This window comes from Myroides albus (genome assembly GCF_009711045.1).
Classification (GTDB): domain Bacteria; phylum Bacteroidota; class Bacteroidia; order Flavobacteriales; family Flavobacteriaceae; genus Flavobacterium; species Flavobacterium album_A.
The window spans coordinates 1-24,260 of the sequence record NZ_WMJX01000021.1; the positions used below are offsets into that span (position 1 = coordinate 1).

Annotated in this window: 17 protein-coding genes and 1 pseudogene; 6 read left to right on the top strand and 12 right to left on the bottom strand. The window is 34.5% G+C overall.

The window, feature by feature from the left end; all coding sequences use genetic code 11:
- Positions 1-80: 80 nt before the first annotated feature.
- The 12 genes and pseudogenes from GJV76_RS10200 to GJV76_RS10255 all read right to left on the bottom strand — a co-directional run bounded on the left by GJV76_RS10200 (position 81) and on the right by GJV76_RS10255 (position 13,957).
- A complete protein-coding gene (locus GJV76_RS10200) occupies positions 81-1,490 on the bottom strand; it encodes a di-heme oxidoreductase family protein (RefSeq protein WP_155092516.1) in 1,410 nt (469 codons plus the stop codon).
- 48 nt (positions 1,491-1,538) lie between these two features.
- Positions 1,539-2,612 (bottom strand): annotated as a pseudogene (locus tag GJV76_RS10205) (imelysin family protein).
- A 25-nt stretch (positions 2,613-2,637) separates the two neighbouring features.
- Positions 2,638-3,963: an autotransporter outer membrane beta-barrel domain-containing protein gene (locus tag GJV76_RS10210; protein WP_230381533.1), complete on the bottom strand. Its 1,326-nt coding sequence runs from the start codon at positions 3,961-3,963 to the stop codon at positions 2,638-2,640.
- Positions 3,964-4,368: 405 nt separating this feature from the next.
- Positions 4,369-4,965: a Crp/Fnr family transcriptional regulator gene (locus GJV76_RS10215; RefSeq protein ID WP_155092517.1), complete on the bottom strand. Its 597-nt coding sequence runs from the start codon at positions 4,963-4,965 to the stop codon at positions 4,369-4,371.
- Positions 4,966-5,032: 67 nt separating this feature from the next.
- Positions 5,033-5,815, bottom strand: coding sequence for an ABC-2 transporter permease (locus tag GJV76_RS10220; protein ID WP_155092518.1), 783 nt, complete (start codon positions 5,813-5,815; stop codon positions 5,033-5,035).
- Positions 5,808-6,515, bottom strand: a complete 708-nt coding sequence (locus tag GJV76_RS10225; RefSeq protein WP_155092519.1) for an ABC transporter ATP-binding protein — start codon at positions 6,513-6,515, stop codon at positions 5,808-5,810. Before GJV76_RS10225 ends, GJV76_RS10220 begins: the two co-directional genes overlap by 8 nt.
- Positions 6,499-7,758: a nitrous oxide reductase family maturation protein NosD gene (nosD, locus tag GJV76_RS10230; RefSeq protein WP_155092520.1), complete on the bottom strand. Its 1,260-nt coding sequence runs from the start codon at positions 7,756-7,758 to the stop codon at positions 6,499-6,501. The genes GJV76_RS10225 and nosD overlap by 17 nt, the downstream gene beginning before the upstream one ends.
- A gap of 21 nt (positions 7,759-7,779) precedes the next feature.
- Positions 7,780-8,220 (bottom strand): nitrous oxide reductase accessory protein NosL, encoded by a 441-nt coding sequence (locus GJV76_RS10235; protein ID WP_155092521.1) that lies wholly within the window; start codon positions 8,218-8,220, stop codon positions 7,780-7,782.
- 3 nt (positions 8,221-8,223) lie between these two features.
- A complete protein-coding gene (locus GJV76_RS10240) occupies positions 8,224-8,832 on the bottom strand; it encodes a hypothetical protein (protein WP_155092522.1) in 609 nt (202 codons plus the stop codon).
- A gap of 94 nt (positions 8,833-8,926) precedes the next feature.
- Positions 8,927-10,885: a Sec-dependent nitrous-oxide reductase gene (gene nosZ, locus GJV76_RS10245; protein ID WP_155092523.1), complete on the bottom strand. Its 1,959-nt coding sequence runs from the start codon at positions 10,883-10,885 to the stop codon at positions 8,927-8,929.
- Between the two features lie 23 nt (positions 10,886-10,908).
- Complete coding sequence (locus GJV76_RS10250; RefSeq protein WP_155092524.1) at positions 10,909-11,430, bottom strand: c-type cytochrome; 522 nt, start codon at positions 11,428-11,430, stop codon at positions 10,909-10,911.
- Between the two features lie 604 nt (positions 11,431-12,034).
- Entirely contained in the window at positions 12,035-13,957 is a 1,923-nt protein-coding gene (locus tag GJV76_RS10255) for an LTA synthase family protein (RefSeq protein WP_155092525.1), read from the bottom strand.
- A gap of 953 nt (positions 13,958-14,910) precedes the next feature.
- Between GJV76_RS10255 and GJV76_RS10260 the strand changes: the two genes are divergently transcribed.
- The 6 genes from GJV76_RS10260 (at position 14,911) to GJV76_RS10285 (ending at position 23,995) form a co-directional block, all read left to right on the top strand.
- A complete protein-coding gene (locus GJV76_RS10260) occupies positions 14,911-16,686 on the top strand; it encodes an AMP-dependent synthetase/ligase (protein ID WP_155092526.1) in 1,776 nt (591 codons plus the stop codon).
- Positions 16,687-16,776: 90 nt separating this feature from the next.
- On the top strand, positions 16,777-17,214 hold the full coding sequence (locus tag GJV76_RS10265; protein ID WP_155092527.1) for a MarR family winged helix-turn-helix transcriptional regulator: 438 nt from the start codon (positions 16,777-16,779) through the stop codon (positions 17,212-17,214).
- Between the two features lie 40 nt (positions 17,215-17,254).
- Entirely contained in the window at positions 17,255-19,660 is a 2,406-nt protein-coding gene (locus GJV76_RS10270) for a 3-hydroxyacyl-CoA dehydrogenase/enoyl-CoA hydratase family protein (RefSeq protein WP_155092528.1), read from the top strand.
- A 28-nt stretch (positions 19,661-19,688) separates the two neighbouring features.
- Entirely contained in the window at positions 19,689-20,870 is a 1,182-nt protein-coding gene (locus tag GJV76_RS10275) for an acetyl-CoA C-acyltransferase (protein ID WP_155092529.1), read from the top strand.
- Between the two features lie 30 nt (positions 20,871-20,900).
- On the top strand, positions 20,901-22,694 hold the full coding sequence (locus GJV76_RS10280; RefSeq protein WP_155092530.1) for an acyl-CoA dehydrogenase family protein: 1,794 nt from the start codon (positions 20,901-20,903) through the stop codon (positions 22,692-22,694).
- Positions 22,695-22,918: 224 nt separating this feature from the next.
- Positions 22,919-23,995, top strand: a complete 1,077-nt coding sequence (locus GJV76_RS10285; RefSeq protein WP_155092531.1) for a porin — start codon at positions 22,919-22,921, stop codon at positions 23,993-23,995.
- Positions 23,996-24,260: the final 265 nt, after the last annotated feature.

The window sequence follows — 24,260 nt, forward strand, 5'->3', positions numbered from 1 at the left end:
AGTGCATAGTTTTAACTACAGTCTGCGACCAATAAAAAAGAGCTGACCTTTAAAAGTCAGCTCTTTTTGCATATAAAAACTTATAATGAGTTTAAGAAATCTAATAGATTCTCTCTTTCTTGTTTTGAGAGTGCCTTAAATCTATTTTTTGCATCTAACGCTTCCCCACCATGCCACAGTATTGCTTCTATTAGGTTTTTAGCCCTTCCATCGTGCAAAAACTCTGTATGCCCGTTGACTAAATATTGATATCCGATCCCCCATAGTGGTCTTGTCTTCCATTCATTCCCATCAGCTAAGAAATCTGGTCTATTATCTGCTAAATCATCTCCCATATCGTGTAATAACATATCTGTGTAAGGATAAATAGTTTGATAAGACAGGGCCTTGATTGGACTATAACCAGTCTTATGCTTGGCAATATGACATTTTGCACAACCTATTTGATCAAACGTCTTCGCTCCTTTTCTGACAGATTCCTTTGTGTGATTACGCGATGCAGGTACAGCTAATGTTTGAGTATAAAAAGTAACTGCGTCTAAAACATCGTCTTTAATATCTCTTTGTACTCTCCAATTATAATCGCCAACATCGTGAGTGTAGTCCCCGTTAGATTGTCCTAAACCAGGTTTATTTGGAAACAGGTAATTTGTTATTCCAATATCGTTGACAAATGCAGCAGCACATTGTTCTAATAAACTGGCAGTATTAGCTTTCCAACCAAATCTACCGAGTTTTGTCGATTGCGTTTTTGCATCAAAGACGTAGTTTGCTTTACCAGAAATACCATCCTTGTCTGCATCGTCAATATCTTGATTCGCCAAAATATCCTGTTCAGGAATTGCCTCTAACAATCCTAAGCCAAAAACAGGCATACCTATTCTCGGAGAAAGTAAAACACTGTTGGGAAGTTGCCTATAAGCATTAATCACTGAATAATGTGGTTTCTGCAAAACTACCTTCGTACCATCTGCAAATTCTTCTGTTATTGTACTATAATTTACCTGGAACTCTACCTCTGGTTGCGTTCCAAAAACAGCTTGATTTTGTAGCTGTAAACCAAACCCTGGAATCGGCATTGGTCCACCATTCTTGGAGACTCCTGGAACACTTCCTCTAAGGAAAAAACCACTGCGCATTGCCAAATCAACTGGAAACGCTGCTCTACCATCTTTTGGATGGCAAGAGATACAAGAAGAATTATTAAAAATAGGTCCTAAACCCTGATTTACTTGATTGGGTGGAGTAACAAATACAAACTCAAAGATCAAATCGCCTGTTAGATGCAGTGACAAATCTTCTGCTGACAAATTACTCGCAGGCATTCCATAAGCATTACTTGAACTTATAAAAGTAGTTGTCTCTCCTCCTGCCATCATTCTCTCCTCCAAATCAGGTAATTGTACATACTCTGCACTATCATTGTTAGAACAAGCACCTAAAAAAAATATTCCTATCGTTAAAAACAAGTATGTCGCATTACTTTTCATTTTATAACAGATAATAATTAAGCCTTGAATTGCTTCAAGATCATTTGATTAAAGGCTATTTACAAAAGATCTTAGTTTAGTATCTAAAAGATTTGCCAAGTCATTTACTTTATTTTGAGCACCTTTCACCTCTTTTCTATTCTTGTAAATTGCCTGAGTAAAAGTATTAGGAATTGCATCAATGGCATTAATTGCATCAGTAATAGCTTGTTTGATTTCCTTATCTAAGGCAGCATTCTTCTCTTGTACAATTTTAGAAATTCCATTGACGTCTTGTTTGTAGTAACCGTTATAAACATTTTGAATACTAATAATATTGTCGATGAAATCTTGCTTAGAGTTATTGCTAAATCTTGACTCTTCTTTTTCGGGCATTGGTGTACTGCCTTCAGGATTCAGTGGTTCTTCTATCTTACCTGTACCGACTTCATCAGCTATGGTAAACAATCCATCTACCAACTCTTCTAAAGCTGCTTGATACGAAGGATACTTATTGTTGCTTGGTCCTGCAGAGATAAATATCTTGCCATAATTTCCTTTGTCAGCTCTCCAAGCATCATATAGGTATTTTGTATTTAACTGTAAATCCTCTGTTGCAGCCACTAAATATTCAATTTGTCTGTCACTTAATTGATCTGCTTTCTTTAGGCCATCTTCGCCCCACACAAGAAACTCAATTAAGTGAAATCCCCTTGCTTCGTGATTGGCACTTATTAGTTTTGCAGTAATGGGCTGATTGCTTTTAAGAATATTATTCATCGCCTCTACATCTACTGGCCAAGTGTCCATTGCAGGATCCAACCCTTGCGTTTCAACTGGCCCATAAAGAAATCCCTCTGACTGTTCCCATGGTTTTCACGTATCTACCCATGCCTTTTTTACTTTCTCTAAGTTTTCATCTGTAGAAGATTTTGCAAATACATTCACTGCATCCTGCAATTCAGTAGCTTTGATATTCAAGTCCTTATAAGTCTCCGTAATCACTTTTTGCGTAAGATCTGTCAGAACATTTTTGTATAAATCATCTACTTTTGGCGTTTCTGTTTCATCACTATTACTACTGCAGCTAAATGCTATTGACGATAATATAATAAAACCTACTGCTAATAATCTTGTTTTCATAACTTTAATGTATTTATATTAAAAACTAAACCCTATTCCCAAAGAGAATGTGTTTTCTTTTTGCTTTTTTGTCGGTATTGATAGAGGTTACTGGATCGAAGTGATATGACCCTAAAATACGCGTAGAATAATGTGCTTTGAATACTACTTCTGGAAGTATAAACCAGTTGATTCCCCCAGTATAAACACTTCTTTGCCAGCGTGGTTTTCTGACAACACTTCCTTCTGTTTTATACATAGAATCATAAAAGTCGTATCGGATAAAAGGATATAACTGTTGTTTGAAATTAAAAAAGTGAAGAATTTCATAGCCTAATTCCGCTGATACACCTAAAGCATTTTTTCCAATCGGAGTGCGCTTTACACCAAGATTTTTAGAAAGGCTTGCATTTTTTCGACTAACAATATCAGAGTTCTCTATATTTCCATATACAAAGACACTGTTAAATCGCAAGAAGCTTTCATTATAACTGATATGTGATTCAAAAAGAGTAACATAAGACGATACATCCATATCTTTCTTAGGCCTGTTGGCTGCAGCATCATTGATATAGGCTGCAAAACCAAAGTAAGTATCCTTATGCGTTCCAAACTTGTAGTCAAGTCGAGCTGAAAAAGCGAAACTATTAGCTACACTCATTTCAAATCGCTGTTGATGTCCTCTTTTAATCCAATTTCTCGAACTAAACCCCGTCGCGTCCAAACCACTCGTAATAGATAATTCATATCGCAACTTTTGATTGAGGAACTGACCATAAAACTGTATCCCATTCTCATACCAACCCAACGGAAGTAATTCATTTTCCATTTCTTGCCTATGTGTTGTGAAATACTGTGTAGGTCTGTCCAAACTCTGAGCCAAATTGGTATGAAGTTTCATACGACCAGCCTTAATATTAAAGTATGGTTTAATCTGAAAATCTACGTACAATTGCTCTAACTTAACTTCCCCTCCTGCTTCAATTTCACTCTCGTATTCGCCGAACTCCTCTTGTGTATCTAATTCTATGGTAGAACCTGTTCCCCCATGTTCAAATTCTATCTCAGCCTTCAACTTAATTCGATCAGTAAACTGATATCCTAAGTATAAGTTTAATCTCTCAATATCAAATTTGTCTTTAATATTCAAATCTGTATCGTAGCGACCATAATTGTAGTAATTAATCGCTCCATACCCATTTAAACTAAACCGCTTAAGATCAAAAGGCTTTATCTGCTCCTTTTTTTCTATCTCTTTTAACACCTCTTGTTTTACTTGTTCTACTAAGAGTCTATTAGCTAAAGAATCAGCTTGTTGTGCTAATGTTAAAGTAGAATACAGAAACACGACAATTAATAATCTTATACTCATAACAGCTGTTGTAAATGTTAATATTTCATAACAAAATTAACTTATTAAGACTTATTAAAAATAAAAAGAACACATATAAAGCCCCCATTTCATACAATTATGAAACAATACAGAGTTAACGATGATACAATTAGCGCAGAATAAATAAAGATTCAATAATTGAGTTGTTTAGGTTCAACTCATATAGCATTGGCTAATAAAGAATAACAGGGAGAATGAAGTAATCTTAGTAGGGAAAAAAAGATCCGTAGTGGGATAATGCAAAGCTTCTCTTTATTGAATTATAGCAAGTAAAAGACAATAATCAATTCTAAGATAACTCTGCTAATTAATCGCTAATCAGCATAGTCCTATGGCAGAATAACTTATAATACTATGCCGGATAAGGACAATACAAAGTTTTGTTTAGATGAATATTTTAGAACTATTAATCTTAATAAAACCTTCAGTATCTAAGTGTTTTAAGGTCCTAATCACAGTTTCTACTCGTAGCCCAGTTAGATCGGCTATTTGTTGCCTGGTTAGATTAATAAGATAGCCAAACTTCTTACTTTGTGGAGCATGTTGCTTTTTATAAAAATCCAAAAAGACAAGAATACGCCCTTGAGCATCTTGACATGATATTTCAGGTGCCATGAGCGATTTATAATAAAGTTCATTCGCCATATCCTTGAGTATACCTGGTACACACTTTGGTACAGCCCATAGTAGCTTGTAGAATTTATCTTTTGACAATTCTAATATAACAGCGTCTTTCATTGCCACAGCATTATAAGGATAGGTGGTATCATTGAACAACATCGCTTCTCCAAAACTTTCATTTTTCGAAAAGATTTGTTGTATAAATTCCTTACCACTACTCAAATAATTAATAAGCATTACTTGACCAGATAGGACTTGGTAATAATTGCAAGCATGATCGTTTAAAGTGAAGATTCTATCCCCCTTTCGATACACTTTTTCAATTGCACCAAACTCAAATAAAGTTTCTTTATCTATCATGACTTAACAATTAAAAATCCCTTGATTAAAATCATACGAAAACTATATATTTAAACCTGATTTACTACTAAAAGTCTTTTCTTTTAGCGAATTTACGCAATAAAAATAACGGAAAAACAACCCAAAGTAGCAAAATGAAAAAAGATATAATACTTCCTACACCATTGCCAAAAAAGCTTTTAAAAACTGCTCCTGTATATCCTAATAAAGCAGATATATCAAGTCGTAATAAAATCAGAATCCTCGACAAATCAATAGGGTTCAAAATGGTTCCGATTAAAGTGATATTCTCAAGTGGATACTCCCCAAAAACGATAAGGACAGTAAGCAAAACACCGTCGTAAATAATCGCTAAGAAAAGCCATAGTAAAATAGAATAACCAAATCCTTTAATCTTATTCTCATTCTTTAGTCCTATACAATAAGAAAAAGCACTAAAAATAAAAGTTAAGAACACCCCTGTTACGATTAATAATAAGAAGTTTATAATTACTCCAGATGCTAATAAGCCATAGAATAAAAATGGAATACCCAACCCGATAATTAGACTCATAGATAATGAAAGAGCAACTCCTAAATATTGACCGAAGAATATAGTAGATCGTTTTAATGGCAAAGCTAATAGCAACTCCGTAAACTCACGTGAATCATAGTAATACATTACTCCGAAAATAGTACTTATCAGAGGAACTAAGACTATGATAACATTCATTAAAGTAATAATCGCTTTACCAATATCGCTGTTTAAGAACAACAATACAATCCCCAATAGGAGATAAAACAACAAGTATATATAACTCCATCGACTTCTAATCAAATCGTAAAAACTGTATTTTAAAATCTTAAGCATAATTTTGTTTTAATATGTTAGCAATAGCTTTTTCAAAACTCTCTTGATTTGTTTTTTCTTTCAACAATTCGATACTTCCCTTAAAGTATATCTTGCCTTCTAAGATAAAAACGATTTCATCAGAGATTCCCTCAACAAAATCCATGATATGTGAAGTTACTAAGATTATCTTGCCTTTATTTTTCTCTCTAATTATCAAGTCTTTTAATGTTAGCAAGGCTACAGGGTCTAACCCAGTAGTTGGTTCATCGAGAATCATGATAGGATTGTCAAACATAAAAGTTAAAAGAATATTTACCTTTTGCTTTGTTCCACCAGAAAGTGCACTTAATTTTTTATTCAAAAATTTTGACAAGTGAAACAGCTCAATGTATTCTTTTTCATCTTGCGTTTTATTGCCTCTCAAATCCTTAATCATATTTAGAAGCTCTTGAACAGTGATATTACTTGGAAAATTGGCGATTTGAGGCAAGTAATCTATCTTCTGTCTATAGTCCCATTTATTCAATACACTTTGATTATCAATGGAAATATTACCACTATCGGGAAACACCATACCGAGAATACACTTATTCAATGTTGTTTTACCCGAACCATTAGGTCCCAATATTGCGATAACCCCTTGTTCTATTTCTAAATCCACTCCCTTTAAGACGTGATTTTCTCCATATTTCTTATATAAACTATCTATCTTTATCATGTTTTATATATTTGGTTATAGGTGTATTATCAACTAAATTATCTGGTGTAAAAATCGGTGATACTTTTTCAGAGAAATCAATGATATCAATAAATAAACTTCTCAATAAAATGATTGATTCAGGTGTTTTATTGACGATATAAGAGAATAATTTGATTGGTCTATAAGGTACATCCCCTATTCCATCTTTATTCAGATCATAGCCTGTATAGCCACTCCAATAGTTTGAATCAAAATTATTATGGTTGAGTGGCCCCCTATACACAAGGTCAAATGAATTATTAGAGAAGTTATTATAGTTTACTATATTGTGATAATTAGCTCCGTTAGAGTTAATTGCCCATCCATTTCCAATAAAATCATTGTGAAGATAAGTCACTCTATTAGATCCTTCTATATTGATAGCAGTTGTATTGCCTTTAAAAGTATTATAGTTAATCTCTGTATCGTTTACTTCTTTTAACAATACTCCGTAGGCTGCAGATCCCCAGTTATCTTCAAATAGATTATCTGTCATAGTCATATATTTAGAGAACATAATCGCTACTCCTGCTCCATTGTGAATGTATTTACAATTTTTGACCACATCGTGATTCGAAAACATAAAGTGTAATCCATATCTAACGTTATACTGACTCACATTATCTTCAATTTGACAATAGTTAGAAAATTCTAAATAAATGCCATCTCTTACTTTCTCAACATAATTAGATTTAATAATCACATTATTGCTATACCAAAGTTGGATACCATTACCCGAGTTAAACTCATTTTTTGCTTTGCCGTAAATTTTATTATTCTCAACAATTCCATCTTTAGATTTTTCAAGGTAAATCCCAAAGAAAAGATTGCGAATTATATTGTTTCGAACAGCAAAGTTTTTGCTTTCTCTAATTCTAATAGCAGCGAAGTCTTTTATGTAGCTTGTTCCTACATTGACAATTGTAAAACCATCTATGGTTACATCATCAGCCTTAACTATAAATATCTCACCTTTGTCTTGTCCATCAACGCTTGCGTCTTCACTGAGTAAGGTAAGTGATTTATCAATTAAAATCTCATTTTCGTAATAAGTACCTTGTTTAACAACTATGGTATCACCCTCTTCTGCTTGTTGGATTGCTTGTTTTATACTAATGATACTACAGTCATGACATACTTGTATTTTTTTAGCAAAACCAGAAACAGAGCAACTTAAAGTGACCAATAAGAACAAGAAATACCTTACATAAAGACTTCTCATACTGCTATATTTTAGAATTTATTAATGCTTTTTAATTTTACCTTGAACATTATCCCATTGATACAACATGGCTTCTTTGCTTTCTTTTAGAATAACACTTGCTTGTTCCTTATTTTGAACAGCCGAAAGAAAAGCTCCCATAGGACTTGGTATATCTTTGCTAATGATAAAAGTAGCTTCTTGAGCTGAAATCATTTTACCAGGTTCACTTAAATTAGACACTAAAATAAATGCATACTGAGATTGATCGGCTTTGCTCTCGCTTAGGAAGTTAATCATACATTCTATGGCATCAAACTTAAAGTTTTTCCCTTTCGTTGTCACCAGTTGCGAAGCATGTGCTTTGTCTACAATTCCCATTTTACAGAAATGACATAAATCCTCTCCGTAATTTATTTCTTGTACCTTAACAGAACAAGAACTAACCAACAGGACCAATATTAAAAAGTAAAGTTTTTTCATCTTTTAATTTGTTTTAGCTTTTCGCCCACATAAATAAGCCAATAGTGTGAAGAACATTCCAACAGCCATTAAATAAGCTCCAATATGTGGATATGAATAGGCATCAAAATTTAAAATTTTTCGATGTCCGAATATTGGTGGTTCGTACGTTAAGGGATTTCCGTTTGCATCAACCATTTTCATAATTGCATGAGGGTCTAAATCACTTCCGTAGTCAATCAACCACAGATTAAAGTCATACATCCCCAGTAAACCTAATACACTCATCAAGATCAACCAGTATAAAAAGAATATTGGTTTTACTTTATTCAAATAACCTCCAATCCCCAATAAGATTCCCAACACACTCATCAGACCAATTACGATTGGAAATACAGTAAACTCCCACATTTGCTCAGCTTTAGGAATTGTTTTCATCCCGATATAGTGGTTTAAACCATCTATATTTTGAATATCAAACTCCTTTACTCCTTCTATACCAGTGATATGGATATTCATCCCCAATGGTACAGGATATTGTGGTGCTCCTAACTCTATATTCCACAGAGGAAAGAAAAACAACGAGAGTAATAGCGCTGCTCCCACCATCATTAATAAGCTTGCTTTTTTCATGTCTAAAATTTTATAAAAGGCAGAGGCATTATACACTCTGCCCTTTATTCTCAAACTATTTTACATCAACATATTTTCTTTGTTTATCAAACGCTTACTCATCGTCTAATGACCAAGATAGTTCGATATCTGAATCTGCTGGAGAAACGCGAATATACCCTTGCATCTCTTGATGTAAAGCAGAACAGAAGTCAGTACAATAGAACGGCCATACTCCAACTTGTTTTGGTTCCCATACAAATGTTTCAGTTTTACCTGGAGTTACCAGTAACTCAGTTGTATTAGCTCCAAGCATCGCCAATCCGTGTGGTACGTCAAAATCTTGTTCAAGATTTGTCACGTGGAAGAATACTTTATCACCCACTTTCACACCTTCAATATTATCTGGCGTAAAGTGACTTCTAATCATCGTCATATTAATGTGTACTTCATTTCCTTTTCTAACTACTTTAGCCTCACTTGGATTCTTAGTTACATAAGGGTGCTTGTTCTCATCTAACTTGTAGATTTGTCGAGATTTATGCATGATTTTATCTGCTTTAATTGCAGCTGCATAGTGAGGTTCTCCAATCGTAGGGAAATCTAAAATCAACTCCATTTTATCACCTGTAATATCATAGAGCTGAGCAGAGTGATTCAAATCAGGTCCTACAGGCAGATATCTATCTTTGGTAATTTTATTCATTGCCACCATATATTTCCCATCAGGTTTAGCTGAGTTTCCTCCAGGAATCATCAAGTGACCGACAGAGTAATATGTTGGTTTTCTATCCACAATCTCCCAAGTACCCAATTTCCATTTTACAACTTCTGATGAGATAAAGAAAGTAGTATAAGCATTTCCTTTACCATCAAACTCTGTGTGTAAAGGGCCTAAACCTGGTTGTTCAACAACTCCAGCTAAAACATCGTCGAATTTTAAAATTGGCAAGCCATAAGCGTCACCATCAAATTTTTTATTCTCAATTGCATCTAACATTTTTGTGAAAGAGTGAACAGTAAGATTGGCAGATAATTTCCCATTACCTACAATGTACTCACCTGATGGATCTACGTCACATCCGTGTGGTGATTTTGGAGTAGGTAACAAATAAACAAGTCCAGGCAATTCAGTAGCATCTAATACCAATACTTCATCTTTCATCGTATGCGTTGCCATGTGAGTACTATTGTCAAATTTATTGTGAGCGTATTTAGCAGGCATTTTCTTTCCTTTTCCCGCTTTGATATACTCCTCTGCTTTTTTCCAGTTTACAGCAGCAATAAAATCTTTATCGTTTTGAGATGCATTCACCTCTAACAAACTATGAGCCTCCTCTGTGTTATAAGTCGTAAAGAAAAACCACCCATGTGATTTACCACGACCTGGGTGTGATAAGTCATAGTTGAATCCAGGCATTAAAATTTGAAAAGACAAATCCATTTCTCCCGATTCTTGATCTACAGATATAAAAGATAAAGCACCTTTGAAATTACCCTTATAGTCTTTAATAGACATATCTCTTTGAGGAATTGGCACAGAGAATCTCGTACCTGCTACTACATACTCGGTATTTTCTGTAACATAAGAAGAACTGTGGTTACCCGCACTATTTGGAATTTCTAAAATCTCAGCAGTACTAAAATCTTCCAGGTCAATACGCGCAATACGCGGAGTGTTATTCCCATTAATAAAAATCCAACGTCCATCTACTTCTCCTTTAGTCTGAGAAATATCAGGGTGGTGAGAATCATCCCATGGGATAAAACCATGTGAAGTCATCAACATCGGTTTTGTTTCCTCACTATATCCATATGCTTTCTCTGGATCTTGTGAAAAGACAGGTATTACTTTAAATAGCCTCCCTGAAGGTAATCCATAAACAGATAACTGTCCACTAAATCCACCAGAGAAGAAACCATAATACTCATCATATTCACCTGGAGCTACGTATACTTTCTCAGCAGCATTTGTCGAGAGAGCACCTTTATTGCTCTTTTTAGAGTCACCACAGCCAGCCAACAATAAACCAGCTACGGAACAGGTTAATAATAATTTGAATTTTGTTTTCATAATATAATATTTACAATCTATAATTATAGTGTTCTAAAGTATTCTAAGACTGCTCTAGCATCTTCCTCACTAAGATTTTGATTAGCCATTGGCGCTCCGTTAAATTCTTTTAATAACTCTTTCGCTAATGGATCACTTTCCAACATTTTTTCTGGAGCCAAAATCATATTCATTACCCATTCAGGTGTACGGCGTTCAAGTATTCCCTTAGGTGCTGGACCGATAAATCTTTTAGCAGGTTTGTGACACGCAGTACACATATTTTTATAAATTTCTTGTCCTTTGTCTGCCAATTTCTGATCAAGTTCTTTTAACTCTAATGACTTTATTGGACCTACCCCTTTATTAGTCAAATCCACTCGCTCTGAAGGTGGTAAATTTTGAGAATTTTGTGACGCTGCTGGTTTTGTTTCTTCTTTGGTTTCCACTTTTCTTTCATTAGTAGTAACAGCTTGCTCTTCTTTACCTTTGCTTCCTGAATTACAACTAATTACAAACGAACAAATCGTTAGCATCAATGCTGTACTTATAAATCTTAGTTTCATAATGTGTTTATTTTTGTTTACATATTGTGAAGTTAATTCTATTTAGCTTCTTCCTTTATGACCCAAATCATAAGGAAATCACTGTATTCAAAAACTTATCAACACAAATACAACTAACTTAAAATCAGTTGATTACAACCATGGTCAGATCAATACATTTATTATTTAGAAGAATGGAGTATAAAATAACTTAATAAATAAAGGATAATTATATCTTTTTATGATTTCCTTAACATATACATAAAAGACAAAAACATCTTTTATATGAGTAAACACTATAAAAAGTGTACAATTTTCACCTTATATGATTGTTCAAACCACGTGATAACAAAATGTTAATACAGATATTAGACCAGAGATTTGATATACATTGAATCAGAAAAAAAAGGGATACCTAAAACTAATCTATGAACTGCAACCGAAATGGTACTTGAAGAAGAAAAACAATTTGTAATGAATAAACAATCGCAAATAGTACTTCTAAAGAAGTTAGTGCCGAAAATAACTCTCTATGAAAAAGAAAAACAGGCATAGAGTAAAGAATAAAAAAAGAGTGGAAAAACACCAAAGGTATTCTTCCACTCTCCTATTTGATTTTTAAATTTTAATCTAATTTCTTGTCTATGATTCGAGCAAAATAATCTTGAACAAATGCCTTGCATTTTAATTCTAATTCCAACATCTCCTCATTCTTCTCATTTATCAAGTTACGCTCTAACCCTTTGTCATTGATGTCGTAAAAACCAGTAATGTCTTTTCCATTAAATCTAACAATATAATTACCTTCTTGATAAGTGTACTCATTACCTCCATAATTCACCACAAAAGGCTTGGTAATGGTATCGTTAATCAAACTGCGTCCCCAACTTCTAAATGGCTTATCATAGCCAATCATATCTAAAACTGTAGGGTAAATATCAATCTGTTGAGCCAAGCTTTTATCAACTCCTTTTACTCTTTCATCTGGCGTATAAATTAAAATAGGAACAGCTGTGCGATTCACTAATTTGCGGTACTCATCATAGTCGATTTGATTGGTGTGATCAGCAGTTATAATAAATATCGTATTCTCAAACCAAGGTTCTTTGCTACTTTCTTCAAAGAAACGCTTAAAGGCATAGTCTGTATATCCCACTGTCTTGTGAATCGGCTGATTGCCTTTCGGAAATTTACCTTCATACTCTTTTGGTACATTGAATGGTTCATGAGAAGAAACCGTAAATAAGGTAGCAAAGAAAGGTTCTTCTTTTTCATTTAATGTCTTTCTCATGTACTGAAAGAAAGGTTCGTCCCAAATCCCCCATGTACCATCAAAGTCGTCATCATTATCATACTCCGTTTTACCGTAGTAGTGATCATATCCCAAAATATTTCCAAAACCTAAGAATCCCATAGATCCATTAGGAGCCCCATGAAAGAATGATGTGTCATACCCTTTTGACTTTAAAGTTGAAACTAACGATTCTATCTTTTGCTTTGGAAATGGCGATGAGGTAAATGCATCTTTAAAAGAAGGTATCCCCGCTATTACAGAAGACACTCCGTGTATCGATTTGTACCCATTGGCGAATGCATTAGGGAAAATCAAGCTATGTTGAGATAGCGAATCAATAAAAGGAGTATAACTCTGGTAATTTGGTATATTCATATCCTTGTTAAATGCTCCTACATACTCACGCGCATAACTCTCTGTGATAAACAATACGATATTTGGAGTTGATGGCTCATTTGTTTGATAGTGTTTTACAGCACTGACATATTTATCTAAAGTAGGCTGATCCATAAAATCAACCTTTTTAAAACTCGTTTTTCCAATTGTACGCAAGATTGCAAAAGGCGTGTTCAAAACGACATCAGCATGTTCCGGTTTCTCTACATGTCTATTAGCATCAATAATATTTAGCGGTCTGGTCGTTTTCTTTAAATCCCCACGTACACCAGCTATAAAACCGACTACCACAATAACAAACAATACAATAGACGAAATCCAATATGATTTTTTTGATTCAATTGTTATCGGTCTTGTAAACTTCACTTTTTTGTACAAAAACACCCATACAATACTCAAGCCAATACACCACAAGAATACATGCCAATAATTAATCAAAAAATTAAAAAATAAAGTCCCCTTATTAGACTCGTGTTCTAAACTATCAAAAACGGCAATTGTCGTACGTGCATAGATAAATCGATAGTAAATTAAATCGATAAAATTAGTTGCGTAAGCTAATAAATTGGGAATGATATAAGACCAAAAAAGGAGTTTCTGATACCCTTTACTTGTCGTTTTATAAATAGGTAATATTGACAAAATGATAAACAAACTACTCATATAAAAAATAGCCATTCTATCAAAGGTCAATCCGTGATAAGCTAAAGAAAGGTATTGTCCAAATGAATCTACATTCAATAAATCACTGTTATATACGTAAAATAAAGTACGAGCAAGGAAGTAAAAAAAGAAAGCTAAAAACAGTCTGTAAAATAGCACTAATACTTCGTTTAGACGAAAACGATTTGAAATCATAAGGTTTTTTTATTTTTTGAAACACAAACTTAATCATTTCTATTCTCACTTGCATAAGCAAATACAGCATTTTATATGATGTGAAGTTTTTTTTCTAAAATAATCGACTTGAAAATTGCTATCCCCCTTTCGATTCTTTGTTTTTATTCTTCATTCACAAAAAAGAGCACTTTAGCAAACAATTTTCTTGACAAGTGAACTACTCTGCTTAATAAACAAATTCCTTGTTTTAGCCTCTCAAACTACTCGTAGCAAATTCTCACCATTATATCACACTTCTCAGTAAAATATTTTATACCTCTAAGTAGTTTTCGCACACTTTTCTTGCGGTATTCTTGCACCTTTCTTCGACAAAACACCGCTTTTGGCAAGTAAACCCCTAGCAAACCCGAAGAAAGTGCAAGCCAACCCCCAAGAAACTTTGTAGAATATCTCTGTATTTGGTTGCCTATTGAGAAAGTTGAGTTGCACTAACCTTTGTGAAAAAATACATCCCTACGCAATAACTGTAGTAGGTAAAAACAACTGATAGGAAACCTTGACTTGCTACATCAAGCAATTGTAAGATCGTAAATTACCAATCCAATACAAAGCGATAATTCAAATACAACTAAACAAAACTGACTACGCAGTACTTTGATTAAGTGATTCACCCTTAATTTTTACTAAAAAATAACCGTCAAAAGGCAAAAACACCCTTCATATAGACTACAGAATACAAGAATCTCTTCAGTAATGAGTACATTTTTTATCAATTAAAGATGCTTGAATCAATGATAAGACCTTGGTTGAATCCACTTAAAATCAGAAGAATTAAAAAAACGAATAATATAGTTTAGAAGAATTTCAACTAAGAGAATAGCAAATAAAATAAGATAAAAATGTCAAGTACACATTAATTTGATGGAATCTTATATTTTTTTTGTACTTTGCAATAGCTAATTAATTAAAACATGATTGATCCTACAAGATTATTTGATATACCTTATCTTCAAAGAGATCACTTTCCCCTATCTGATGCACTTGTTACAAAAGTAAATGGAGAATGGGTAAAAACATCTTCTGAAGAATATGTAAATAAAGCAAATGCTATTTCAAGGGCTTTACTTCGCTTAGGTATAAAAGAGAATGATAAAATTGCTGTTATAACCAATAGAAATCATACGAATTGGAATATTCTCGACATTGGAATTTTGCAAATAGGTGCACAAAATGTCCCTATTTATCCGACAATTTCAGCAGAAGATTATCAGTATATTTTAAGTCACTCAGAGGCAAAATACTGTGTTGTTTCTGACATTGAAGTCTATGAAAAATTAATATCCGTTAAAGATCAGTTACCGCTTATCATTGATATATGCTCTTTTGATCAAATCGACGGATGTAAAAACTTTGACCAACTACTTGCTTTAGGTGAAGATAAAAGCAATCAAGCTGAAGTAGATCGCATTAAGGATACTATAACTCCAGATCATTTAGCTACTTTAATATACACCTCTGGTACTACAGGAAAACCTAAAGGAGTAATGTTATCTCACAATAATATTTTATCAAACGCTTTAGGTAGTGCAGATAGAATCCCTTTTACAAGAGATGAAAAATACAGATCGTTGAGTTTCCTTCCAATTTGCCACGTATTTGAACGCATGTTGATCTACCTATACCAATTTAATGGTGTAGCAATATATTATGCAGAGTCTATCGATAAGATGGGAGATAACTTAAAAGAAGTTAAGCCTAACGTCATGACTGTTGTACCGCGTTTACTTGAAAAAGTGTACGACAAGATTTTCACTACTGGGTCAGCTTTGACAGGACTAAAAAAGAGAATCTTCTTTTGGGCATTAGAACTTGGTTTTAAATACCAACCTTATGACAGAGGATTTTTCTATAACCTACAATTGGGGTTTGCTCGAAAATTAGTATTTAAAAAATGGGTTGAAGCCCTTGGAGGTAATATTAAGCTGATTGTTTCTGGTAGTGCTGCTTTACAACCGAGATTAGCTCGTGTATTTAACGCTGCTGGTATAGTTGTAGTAGAAGGATATGGTCTAACTGAAACTTCTCCTGTAATTGCTGTAAATGACAAGCGAAACCGAGGAATGAGAGCGGGAACAGTAGGAAAACCGATTAGTAATGTAGAAGTAAAAATAGCAGAAGATGGTGAAATTCTTTGCAAAGGACCTAATGTTATGTTAGGTTATTACAAAGATGAAGAAAAGACTAAATCTGTGATTAAAGATGGCTACTTCCACACGGAAGATATTGGTAAGATTGATGAAGATGGGTTCTTGCATATTACTGATCGCAAAAAAGAAATGTTTAAGACCTCTGGAGGTAAATATGTCGCTCCTCAAATGATCGAAAATACAATGAAACACTCTCGTTTTATTGAACAAATCATGGTTATCGGGGAGGGAGAAAAAATGCCTGCTGCCTTTATTCAACCAAATTTCGAGTTTATTCGCGAATGGGCTCGAAGAAAACGCATCAATATTGGTACGACAGATGAAGAACTTGTTAAGAATGAGAAAGTAATTGAGCGCATCGCCAAAGAAATCGATCACATCAATAAAAAGTTCGGAAAATGGGAGCAAGTGAAAAAATTTGAACTTACACCTGAAGTATGGAGCACTGACAGTGAACACCTTACTCCTACTTTAAAACTGAGAAGAAAGATAATTTTAGCAAAATACCACGATTTGTACGAAAAGATTTACAGAGGGTAAATGTTAAAATTTTACTATAAAAGGTAAATAAATTAAGAATAGTATGCGTGCATACTATTTTTTTTTATATTTGAAAAACACAAAGCTGGTATGAAAAATAAAACAATTGACTATGTACTAAGAGCAACTTGGCAAGCTGTAGCAAGAATGTATAATGAAGAAGCTTCTAAATATGACGCTACGATGTCCTTAGCTTTTGCTTTGTTAAGTATAGATCGAGAAGGTACCTCTTCTACTCTATTAGGCCCAAATATGGGAATGGAAGCAACAAGTCTTACGCGTACATTAAAGAAGATGGAAGAACACGGATTAATCACCAGAGAGAAAAATCCCAATGATGGACGTGGCGTAATTATTAAGCTTACTCCTTTAGGAATAGAGAAAAGAGAATTGTCAAAAGAGAAAGTGAAGCGATTTAATGAAAAAGTACTGTCTTCTGTATCAGAAGAAAAATTAAAACATTTTTTCGAAGTGACTGACATAGTGAATACTTTAGTAAGTAACAAGAGTATTTTCGAAGAAGATTAACAACAAGTAGAATTAAGTATAAACCAAAGAATAACTAAATATGAAAAGATTAATAAAGAAAGTGGCCGTAGTAGGATCTGGAGTAATGGGATCTGCTATTGCTTGTCACTTTGCTAATATTGGACTAGAGGTATTACTTCTTGATATTGTACCAAGAGAATTAACTCCTGATGAAGAGAAGAAAGGTTTAACACTTGAACACAAAGCAGTACGCAACAAAATTGCTAATACTCATTTAGCTAATGCTTTGAAATCTAAACCAGCTCCAATCTATTCTCAAGCATTTGCTTCTCGCATTTCGACTGGGAATATAGAAGATGACTTAGTGAAGATCAAAGATTGTGATTGGGTAATCGAAGTTGTAATCGAGAGATTAGATATTAAAAAATCAGTATTCGAACAAATCGAGAAATACAGAAAACCAGGTTCGTTAATTACTTCTAACACTTCTGGTATTCCAATGAAACTAATGGTAGAGGGCCGTTCAGAAGATTTCCAAAAACACTTCTGTGGAACGCACTTCTTCAACCCTCCAAGATATTTACAATTATTCGAGATTATCCCTGGACCACAAACGGCTCCTGAGGTAATCGAATTCTTCCAAAAATACAGTAGTCTTTACTTAGGTAAAACGCCAGTATTGTGTAAAGACACACCTGGGTTTATCGGTAACCGCGTAGGGGTTTACTCTATGGCAATGGTAATGCAATTAGCTCAAGAAATAGGGTTAACTATCGAGGAAGCTGATACACTGACAGGATCTATCTTAGGACGTCCTAAAACAGGTACTTTTAAACTAGGAGATTTAGTAGGATTAGATACCGCTGTTAACGTAACGAATGGATTAAAGCAAAACTGCCCTGCAGACGCTATGATTCAAGAAGTTAAAGATAGCAAACCGCTTAACTTCCTATTAGAAAATAAATTCTTAGGTGACAAATCAAGAAAAGGATTCTACTACAAAGAAGTAGATAAAGAAGGTAAAACTAATCGCTTTGCTTTAGACTTAGAGAAATTAGAATACCGTCCATTAGAACGTGCTAAAATAGCTGTTCTTGAAACTGCAAAACAAGCTGGTGGTACGAAAGCTAAATTAGCTTTATTATTAGCAGACCAAACTAAAGCAGGTGAATTAATCAGAAAACACTTTGCTTCTTTATTTGCATACGTTTCTCAACGTGTTCCAGAAATCACTGACACCCTATTCCCTATCGATGATGCTATGCGTACAGGATATGCGTGGAAATATGGTCCATTCCAAACTTGGGATTTAGTAGGCCTTGAAAAGGGAATCGCTTTAATCGAAAAAGAAGGTTACACAGTAGCTGATTGGGTTAAAGAATTGGCAGCTTCTGGAGCGAAGAGTTTCTATAAAGTGGAGAATGGTAAAAAACTGTTCTACAACCAAAACACAAAAACTTTTGAACCTATTCCTGGACAAGATGCCTTCATTATCCTTGACAATATTAGAACATCTAATAAAGTATGGGGTAATAGTGAAGCTTCATTAATCGACTTAGGTGATGGTATCGTAAACTTAGAGTTCCACTCAAAGATGAATACAATCGGTGGTGGTGTTTTAGCAGGATTAAACAAAGCTGTTGAAATCGCTGAAAAAGACTTCCAAGGATTAGTAGTAGGTAACCAAGGTAGCAACTTCTCTGTAGGAGCGAACTTAATGATGATTTTTATGATGGCTGCAGAGCAAGATTGGGATGAGTTAAATATCGCTATTAAAACATTCCAAGATACAATGATGAAAATGCGTTACTCAGGTATTCCTGTAGTTGCTGCTCCTCATGGAATGACATTTGGTGGTGGATGTGAGCTAAGCTTACACGCCGATAAAGTAGTAGCTGCCGCAGAGACATATATCGGATTAGTAGAATTCGGTGTAGGACTTATCCCTGGTGGAGGTGGTTCTAAAGAGATGACCGTAAGAGCGTCTGATCTATACCGCAAAAATGATGTAGAGCTAAATACACTGCAAGAGCACTTCTTAACTATCGGTATGGCTAAAGTAGCTACATCAGCACAAGAGGCTTTTGACTTAAATATATTGCAAAAAGGAAAAGATGTAGTGGTTGTAAACAAAGATTTACAATTGGCACAAGCGAAGCGCGAAGCTTTAGTATTAGCACAAGCAGGATATACACAACCGGCTAAACGCAAAGATATTAAAGTACTTGGTCGTCAGGCTTTAGGTATGTTCTTAGTAGGAACTGACAGTATGATGGCTGGTAAATACATCTCTGAACACGATCGCAAGATCGCTAACAAACTGGCTTATGTAATGGCAGGAGGAGATTTATCAGAAGCTACATTAGTGACTGAACAGTATTTATTAGATCTTGAAAGAGAGGCTTTCTTATCACTATGTGGTGAACGCAAAACGCTGGAGAGAATCCAATACATGCTGAAAAATGGTAAACCATTAAGAAACTAATCTTTAACCAATTAAAACGACAAAGAATATGAAAACCGCATATATAGTACAAGGATATAGAACGGCAGTAGGTAAAGCGCCTAAGGGTGTATTCAGATTTAAAAGACCGGATGAACTGGCTGCTGAGACTATTGAATATTTAATGAGTAAACTACCAGAGTTTGACAAAACTCGCATCGATGATGTAATGGTAGGAAACGCAATGCCTGAGGCTGAGCAAGGACTAAATATGGCTCGTCTAATCTCTCTAATGGGATTAAAAGTAGATGACGTACCTGGAGTAACTGTAAATAGATATTGTGCTTCTGGTATAGAAACTATCGGTATGGCTGTAGCTAAAATACAAGCAGGTATGGCTGACTGTATCATCGCAGGTGGTGCAGAGAGTATGAGTTATATCCCAATGGGAGGATATAAACCAACACCTGACTACGGTGTAGCAAAAGAAGGAAATGAAGATTACTACTGGGGAATGGGATTGACAGCTGAGGCTGTAGCTAATCAATTCAAAGTTTCTCGTGAAGATCAAGATGAGTTTGCCTTTAACTCACATATGAAAGCTTTAAAAGCACAAGCAGAAGGGAAATTTGACAATCAAATCGTTCCTATTACCATTAATGAAGTATTCATTAACGAAAAAGGAAAAAAAGATAGTAAATCATATACAGTGACTAAAGACGAAGGACCAAGAGCTGGTACTTCTATCGAAGCCTTAGCAAAACTAAGACCTGTATTCGCTGCAGATGGATCTGTAACAGCAGGTAACTCTTCTCAAATGAGTGATGGGGCTGCTTTCGTGATGGTGATGTCAGAAGAAATGGTAAAAGAGCTAAACATAGAACCTATCGCACGCATGGTAAACTATGCTGCAGCTGGTGTAGAACCACGCATCATGGGTATAGGACCTGTTAAAGCAATTCCAAAAGCATTAAAACAAGCAGGATTACAGTTAAAAGATATCGATCTTTTTGAATTAAACGAGGCTTTTGCTTCTCAATCTTTGGCTGTAATTAGAGAGTTAGGTATCAACCCTGATATTGTAAACGTAAACGGTGGAGCTATTGCATTAGGTCACCCATTAGGATGTACAGGAGCAAAACTATCCGTTCAGTTATTTGATGAAATGAAACGCAGAGGTTCTAAATACGGAATGGTAACAATGTGTGTAGGTACAGGACAAGGTGCTGCAGGAATCTATGAATTATTATAATAAAGCTATTAACCAATAAAGAAAATAAACATGAGTAAAGATATCGTAAGAGGAGGTCAATTCTTAGTAAAAGAAACGAAATGTGAAAACATTTTCACTCCTGAAGATTTTACAGAAGAGCAAATAATGATGCGTGAATCTGTAAAAGAATTTATCGACAAAGAAATATGGCCTAACAAAGAGCGCTTCGAGAAAAAAGACTACGCATTCACTGAGGAAACTATGCGTAAAGCTGGTGAACTTGGTTTATTAGGAGTTGCTGTACCAGAAGCTTATGGCGGATTAGAAATGGGATTCATCTCTACAATGTTAGTTTGTGATTATATTTCTGGAGCGACGGGTTCATTCTCAACTGCATTCGGTGCTCACACAGGAATTGGGACAATGCCAATTACACTATACGGAAACGAAGAACAAAAGAAAAAATACGTTCCTAAATTAGCTTCAGGAGAGTGGTTTGGTGCATACTGTTTAACAGAACCAGATGCAGGATCAGATGCTAATTCAGGAAAGACAAAAGCTGTATTATCAGCGGATGGTAAGTACTACTCTATCACAGGACAAAAAATGTGGATCTCTAACGCTGGATTCTGTAATGTATTCATCGTATTCGCACGTATCGAAGATGACAAAAACATTACTGGGTTTATCGTAGAAAACGATCCAAGTAACGGAATTACATTAGGAGAAGAAGAACACAAATTGGGTATTAGAGCTTCTTCTACTCGTCAAGTATTCTTTAGCGATACGAAAGTTCCAGTAGAGAATATGCTTTCTGAAAGAGGTAATGGATTTAAAATTGCGATGAATGCTTTAAACGTAGGACGTATCAAATTAGCAGCTGCTTGTTTAGATTCTCAACGTCGTTTAATCACGCAATCAGTTAAATATGCAAACGAGCGTATTCAGTTTAAAACTCCTATCTCATCTTTCGGAGCTATCCGTACGAAATTAGCTGAGATGGCAACTAATGCTTATGTAGGTGAAGCTGCATCATACAGAGCGGCGGCAGCTATTGAGGAGAGAATCAATCAACGTATTGCAGAAGGAAACACACATCAAGAAGCTGAGCTAAAAGGTGTAGAGGAATTTGCTATCGAGTGTTCTATCCTAAAAGTTGCTGTATCAGAAGACGTACAAGCTTGTGCAGATGAAGGAATCCAAATCTTCGGTGGTATGGGATTCTCAGAAGACACACCAATGGAAAGCGCATGGAGAGATGCTCGTATTTCACGTATCTACGAAGGTACAAACGAGATCAACCGCATGCTTACTGTAGGGATGTTGATTAAAAAAGCAATGAAGGGACATGTAGATTTATTAGGTCCTGCTATGAAAGTAGCTGACGAATTAATGAGTATCCCAAGCTTTGATGTACCAGATTATTCTGAATTATTCGCTGAAGAAAAAGAGATGATCAGCAAGTTAAAACAAGCTTTCTTAATGGTAGCTGGTAGTGCTGTTCAAAAGTTCGGTCCAGATTTGGAAAAACACCAAGCTTTATTAATGGCAGCTTCTGATATGCTAATTGAAATCTATATGGCAGAAAGTGCTATCCTTAGAACAGAGAAATTAGCGAAGTTAAAAGGAGAAGAAAATATTAAAGAGCAAATCGCTATGGCTCAATTATACTTATACCACGCTGTAGACATCATCGGATTAAAAGGTAAAGAAGGAATCGCTTCTTTCGCTGAAGGTGATGAACAACGTGTAATGTTAATGGGGCTACGCAGATTTACAAAATATGTGAACCTACCTAATGTAAATGCACTAAGAGAAACTATTGCATCAAAATTAGTAGACGCAAACGAATACGTATTCTAATTTAGGATACAGACAATTTGGTTTAGTTTGTTTGAAAAAAACCGTCATTTTTCTTCGGAGAAAGGGCGGTTTTTTATTTGACTACTAACCAAAAACGAAAAGCACTAATTAACAGATAGTTAATATATTTTTCTCAAACAAAATCCGTTATTTGCAACTTTAAATACATAATTATAGCCAATATTGTTTATAAAATCACTATTTTGCAAAAAAAGAAAGCATCCATGAGAAATAAACTACTGTTATTTTCTTTCCTATCCCTTATAGGAAGTAAAGCAATTGCGCAAGATTTCAACCAAAAGAGTATTTTTAAACTTCCCGAAAGTGAAGTGGTAAACGACTTTAACCTTTACTTGGACACGAGATATGATTATAAAAATGTCTTCACTCCTACCCAAACAGAACTAAGTCAATTTCAAGTGAATCAAACAAGGATTTACTTAACAACTAAATTGTTCAATAAGGTTGATTTTAATTTTCGATATAGTTTTAATGCGAAAGAAAGTAAAGACGCATTAGAGTTTGCCTTCCTGGAATATCATATCAATGACAACTGGGCAATCTCAGCAGGTAAACTATTTACAAACTGGGGGTCTTTTGATATTGATTACAATGGTGCAGAATTATACATGTACACCATTGTGACAAATGATATTGAAGTATACAGCCCTGGGGTGAATTTTATGTACTATATGAATAAACATAAATTTACTTTCCAGATAAGTAGTCCTACAGAAGTTTTTACAACTCCAGAATATAAAAATAAGGCGTATTCTTATATGTTATTGTGGGAAGGAAAACTATTCAATGACAAATTAAGAACCAGATACGGCTACTCTTTGATGCAACATGATAGTTCAAAATACTATAATTGGGCTACAATCGGTAATCAGCTTCACTTAGGGAAATGGATTTTTGAATCAGATTGGATTTATGGAACAAGAAACTTAAACTATAGTGACTTGGTAAATATTGAAGATATTGGCGTATCTGAAGTTAGAGATAATTCATTTGCTCTAAGTGCTAAATACAAGATCAATAAATTTGTTCCCTATATTAGAGGTATTTACAACAAAAGGAAAGATTTAACCAATAACTATGCTTATTCTCAAGTCAACCTTCAAGCAGCTTTAGAATACTATCCTTTACAAGATCAAAACCTCTTTAAGGATTTAAGGTTATTTACAGCCTATATATACCAAAACCAAAGTTTTGAAAGAGAATTATCACATCTCTCCGATCAACACGAAAATCAAATCGTAGCAGGAATAAGATGGTTAATCCCTATGGTAAGAAAATAAAACAAGAAAGGAATAAGAGTTAAACTCTTGTTCCTTTTTTGTTTTAGTACTTTAACTATTAGAAAAAAAGGAATAAAGACAATCTTTTTTATTGAGAAATGATTCCATTGTTCCTTAATTACTTATTTATGGACATTATTTAGCACTTTTATGCAACACTTCTAATTTTTAGTAATAATTTATACAATTTTATACCATTGATAGCAACAATATATATTTTTTAGTAATTTTATATTCGTAATTCTTAATCTTAATTGAGAAAAGT

What these genes read in the sequence shown, in the direction of transcription:
- GJV76_RS10200 (WP_155092516.1), bottom strand. Translation starts at nt 1,490, where the DNA reads ATGAAAAGTAATGCGACATACTTGTTTTTAACGATAGGAATATTTTTT.
- GJV76_RS10210 (WP_230381533.1), bottom strand. Translation starts at nt 3,963, where the DNA reads ATGAGTATAAGATTATTAATTGTCGTGTTTCTGTATTCTACTTTAACA.
- GJV76_RS10215 (WP_155092517.1), bottom strand. Translation starts at nt 4,965, where the DNA reads ATGATAGATAAAGAAACTTTATTTGAGTTTGGTGCAATTGAAAAAGTG.
- GJV76_RS10220 (WP_155092518.1), bottom strand. Translation starts at nt 5,815, where the DNA reads ATGCTTAAGATTTTAAAATACAGTTTTTACGATTTGATTAGAAGTCGA.
- GJV76_RS10225 (WP_155092519.1), bottom strand. Translation starts at nt 6,515, where the DNA reads ATGATAAAGATAGATAGTTTATATAAGAAATATGGAGAAAATCACGTC.
- nosD (WP_155092520.1), bottom strand. Translation starts at nt 7,758, where the DNA reads ATGAGAAGTCTTTATGTAAGGTATTTCTTGTTCTTATTGGTCACTTTA.
- GJV76_RS10235 (WP_155092521.1), bottom strand. Translation starts at nt 8,220, where the DNA reads ATGAAAAAACTTTACTTTTTAATATTGGTCCTGTTGGTTAGTTCTTGT.
- GJV76_RS10240 (WP_155092522.1), bottom strand. Translation starts at nt 8,832, where the DNA reads ATGAAAAAAGCAAGCTTATTAATGATGGTGGGAGCAGCGCTATTACTC.
- nosZ (WP_155092523.1), bottom strand. Translation starts at nt 10,885, where the DNA reads ATGAAAACAAAATTCAAATTATTATTAACCTGTTCCGTAGCTGGTTTA.
- GJV76_RS10250 (WP_155092524.1), bottom strand. Translation starts at nt 11,430, where the DNA reads ATGAAACTAAGATTTATAAGTACAGCATTGATGCTAACGATTTGTTCG.
- GJV76_RS10255 (WP_155092525.1), bottom strand. Translation starts at nt 13,957, where the DNA reads ATGATTTCAAATCGTTTTCGTCTAAACGAAGTATTAGTGCTATTTTAC.
- GJV76_RS10260 (WP_155092526.1), top strand. Translation starts at nt 14,911, where the DNA reads ATGATTGATCCTACAAGATTATTTGATATACCTTATCTTCAAAGAGAT.
- GJV76_RS10265 (WP_155092527.1), top strand. Translation starts at nt 16,777, where the DNA reads ATGAAAAATAAAACAATTGACTATGTACTAAGAGCAACTTGGCAAGCT.
- GJV76_RS10270 (WP_155092528.1), top strand. Translation starts at nt 17,255, where the DNA reads ATGAAAAGATTAATAAAGAAAGTGGCCGTAGTAGGATCTGGAGTAATG.
- GJV76_RS10275 (WP_155092529.1), top strand. Translation starts at nt 19,689, where the DNA reads ATGAAAACCGCATATATAGTACAAGGATATAGAACGGCAGTAGGTAAA.
- GJV76_RS10280 (WP_155092530.1), top strand. Translation starts at nt 20,901, where the DNA reads ATGAGTAAAGATATCGTAAGAGGAGGTCAATTCTTAGTAAAAGAAACG.
- GJV76_RS10285 (WP_155092531.1), top strand. Translation starts at nt 22,919, where the DNA reads ATGAGAAATAAACTACTGTTATTTTCTTTCCTATCCCTTATAGGAAGT.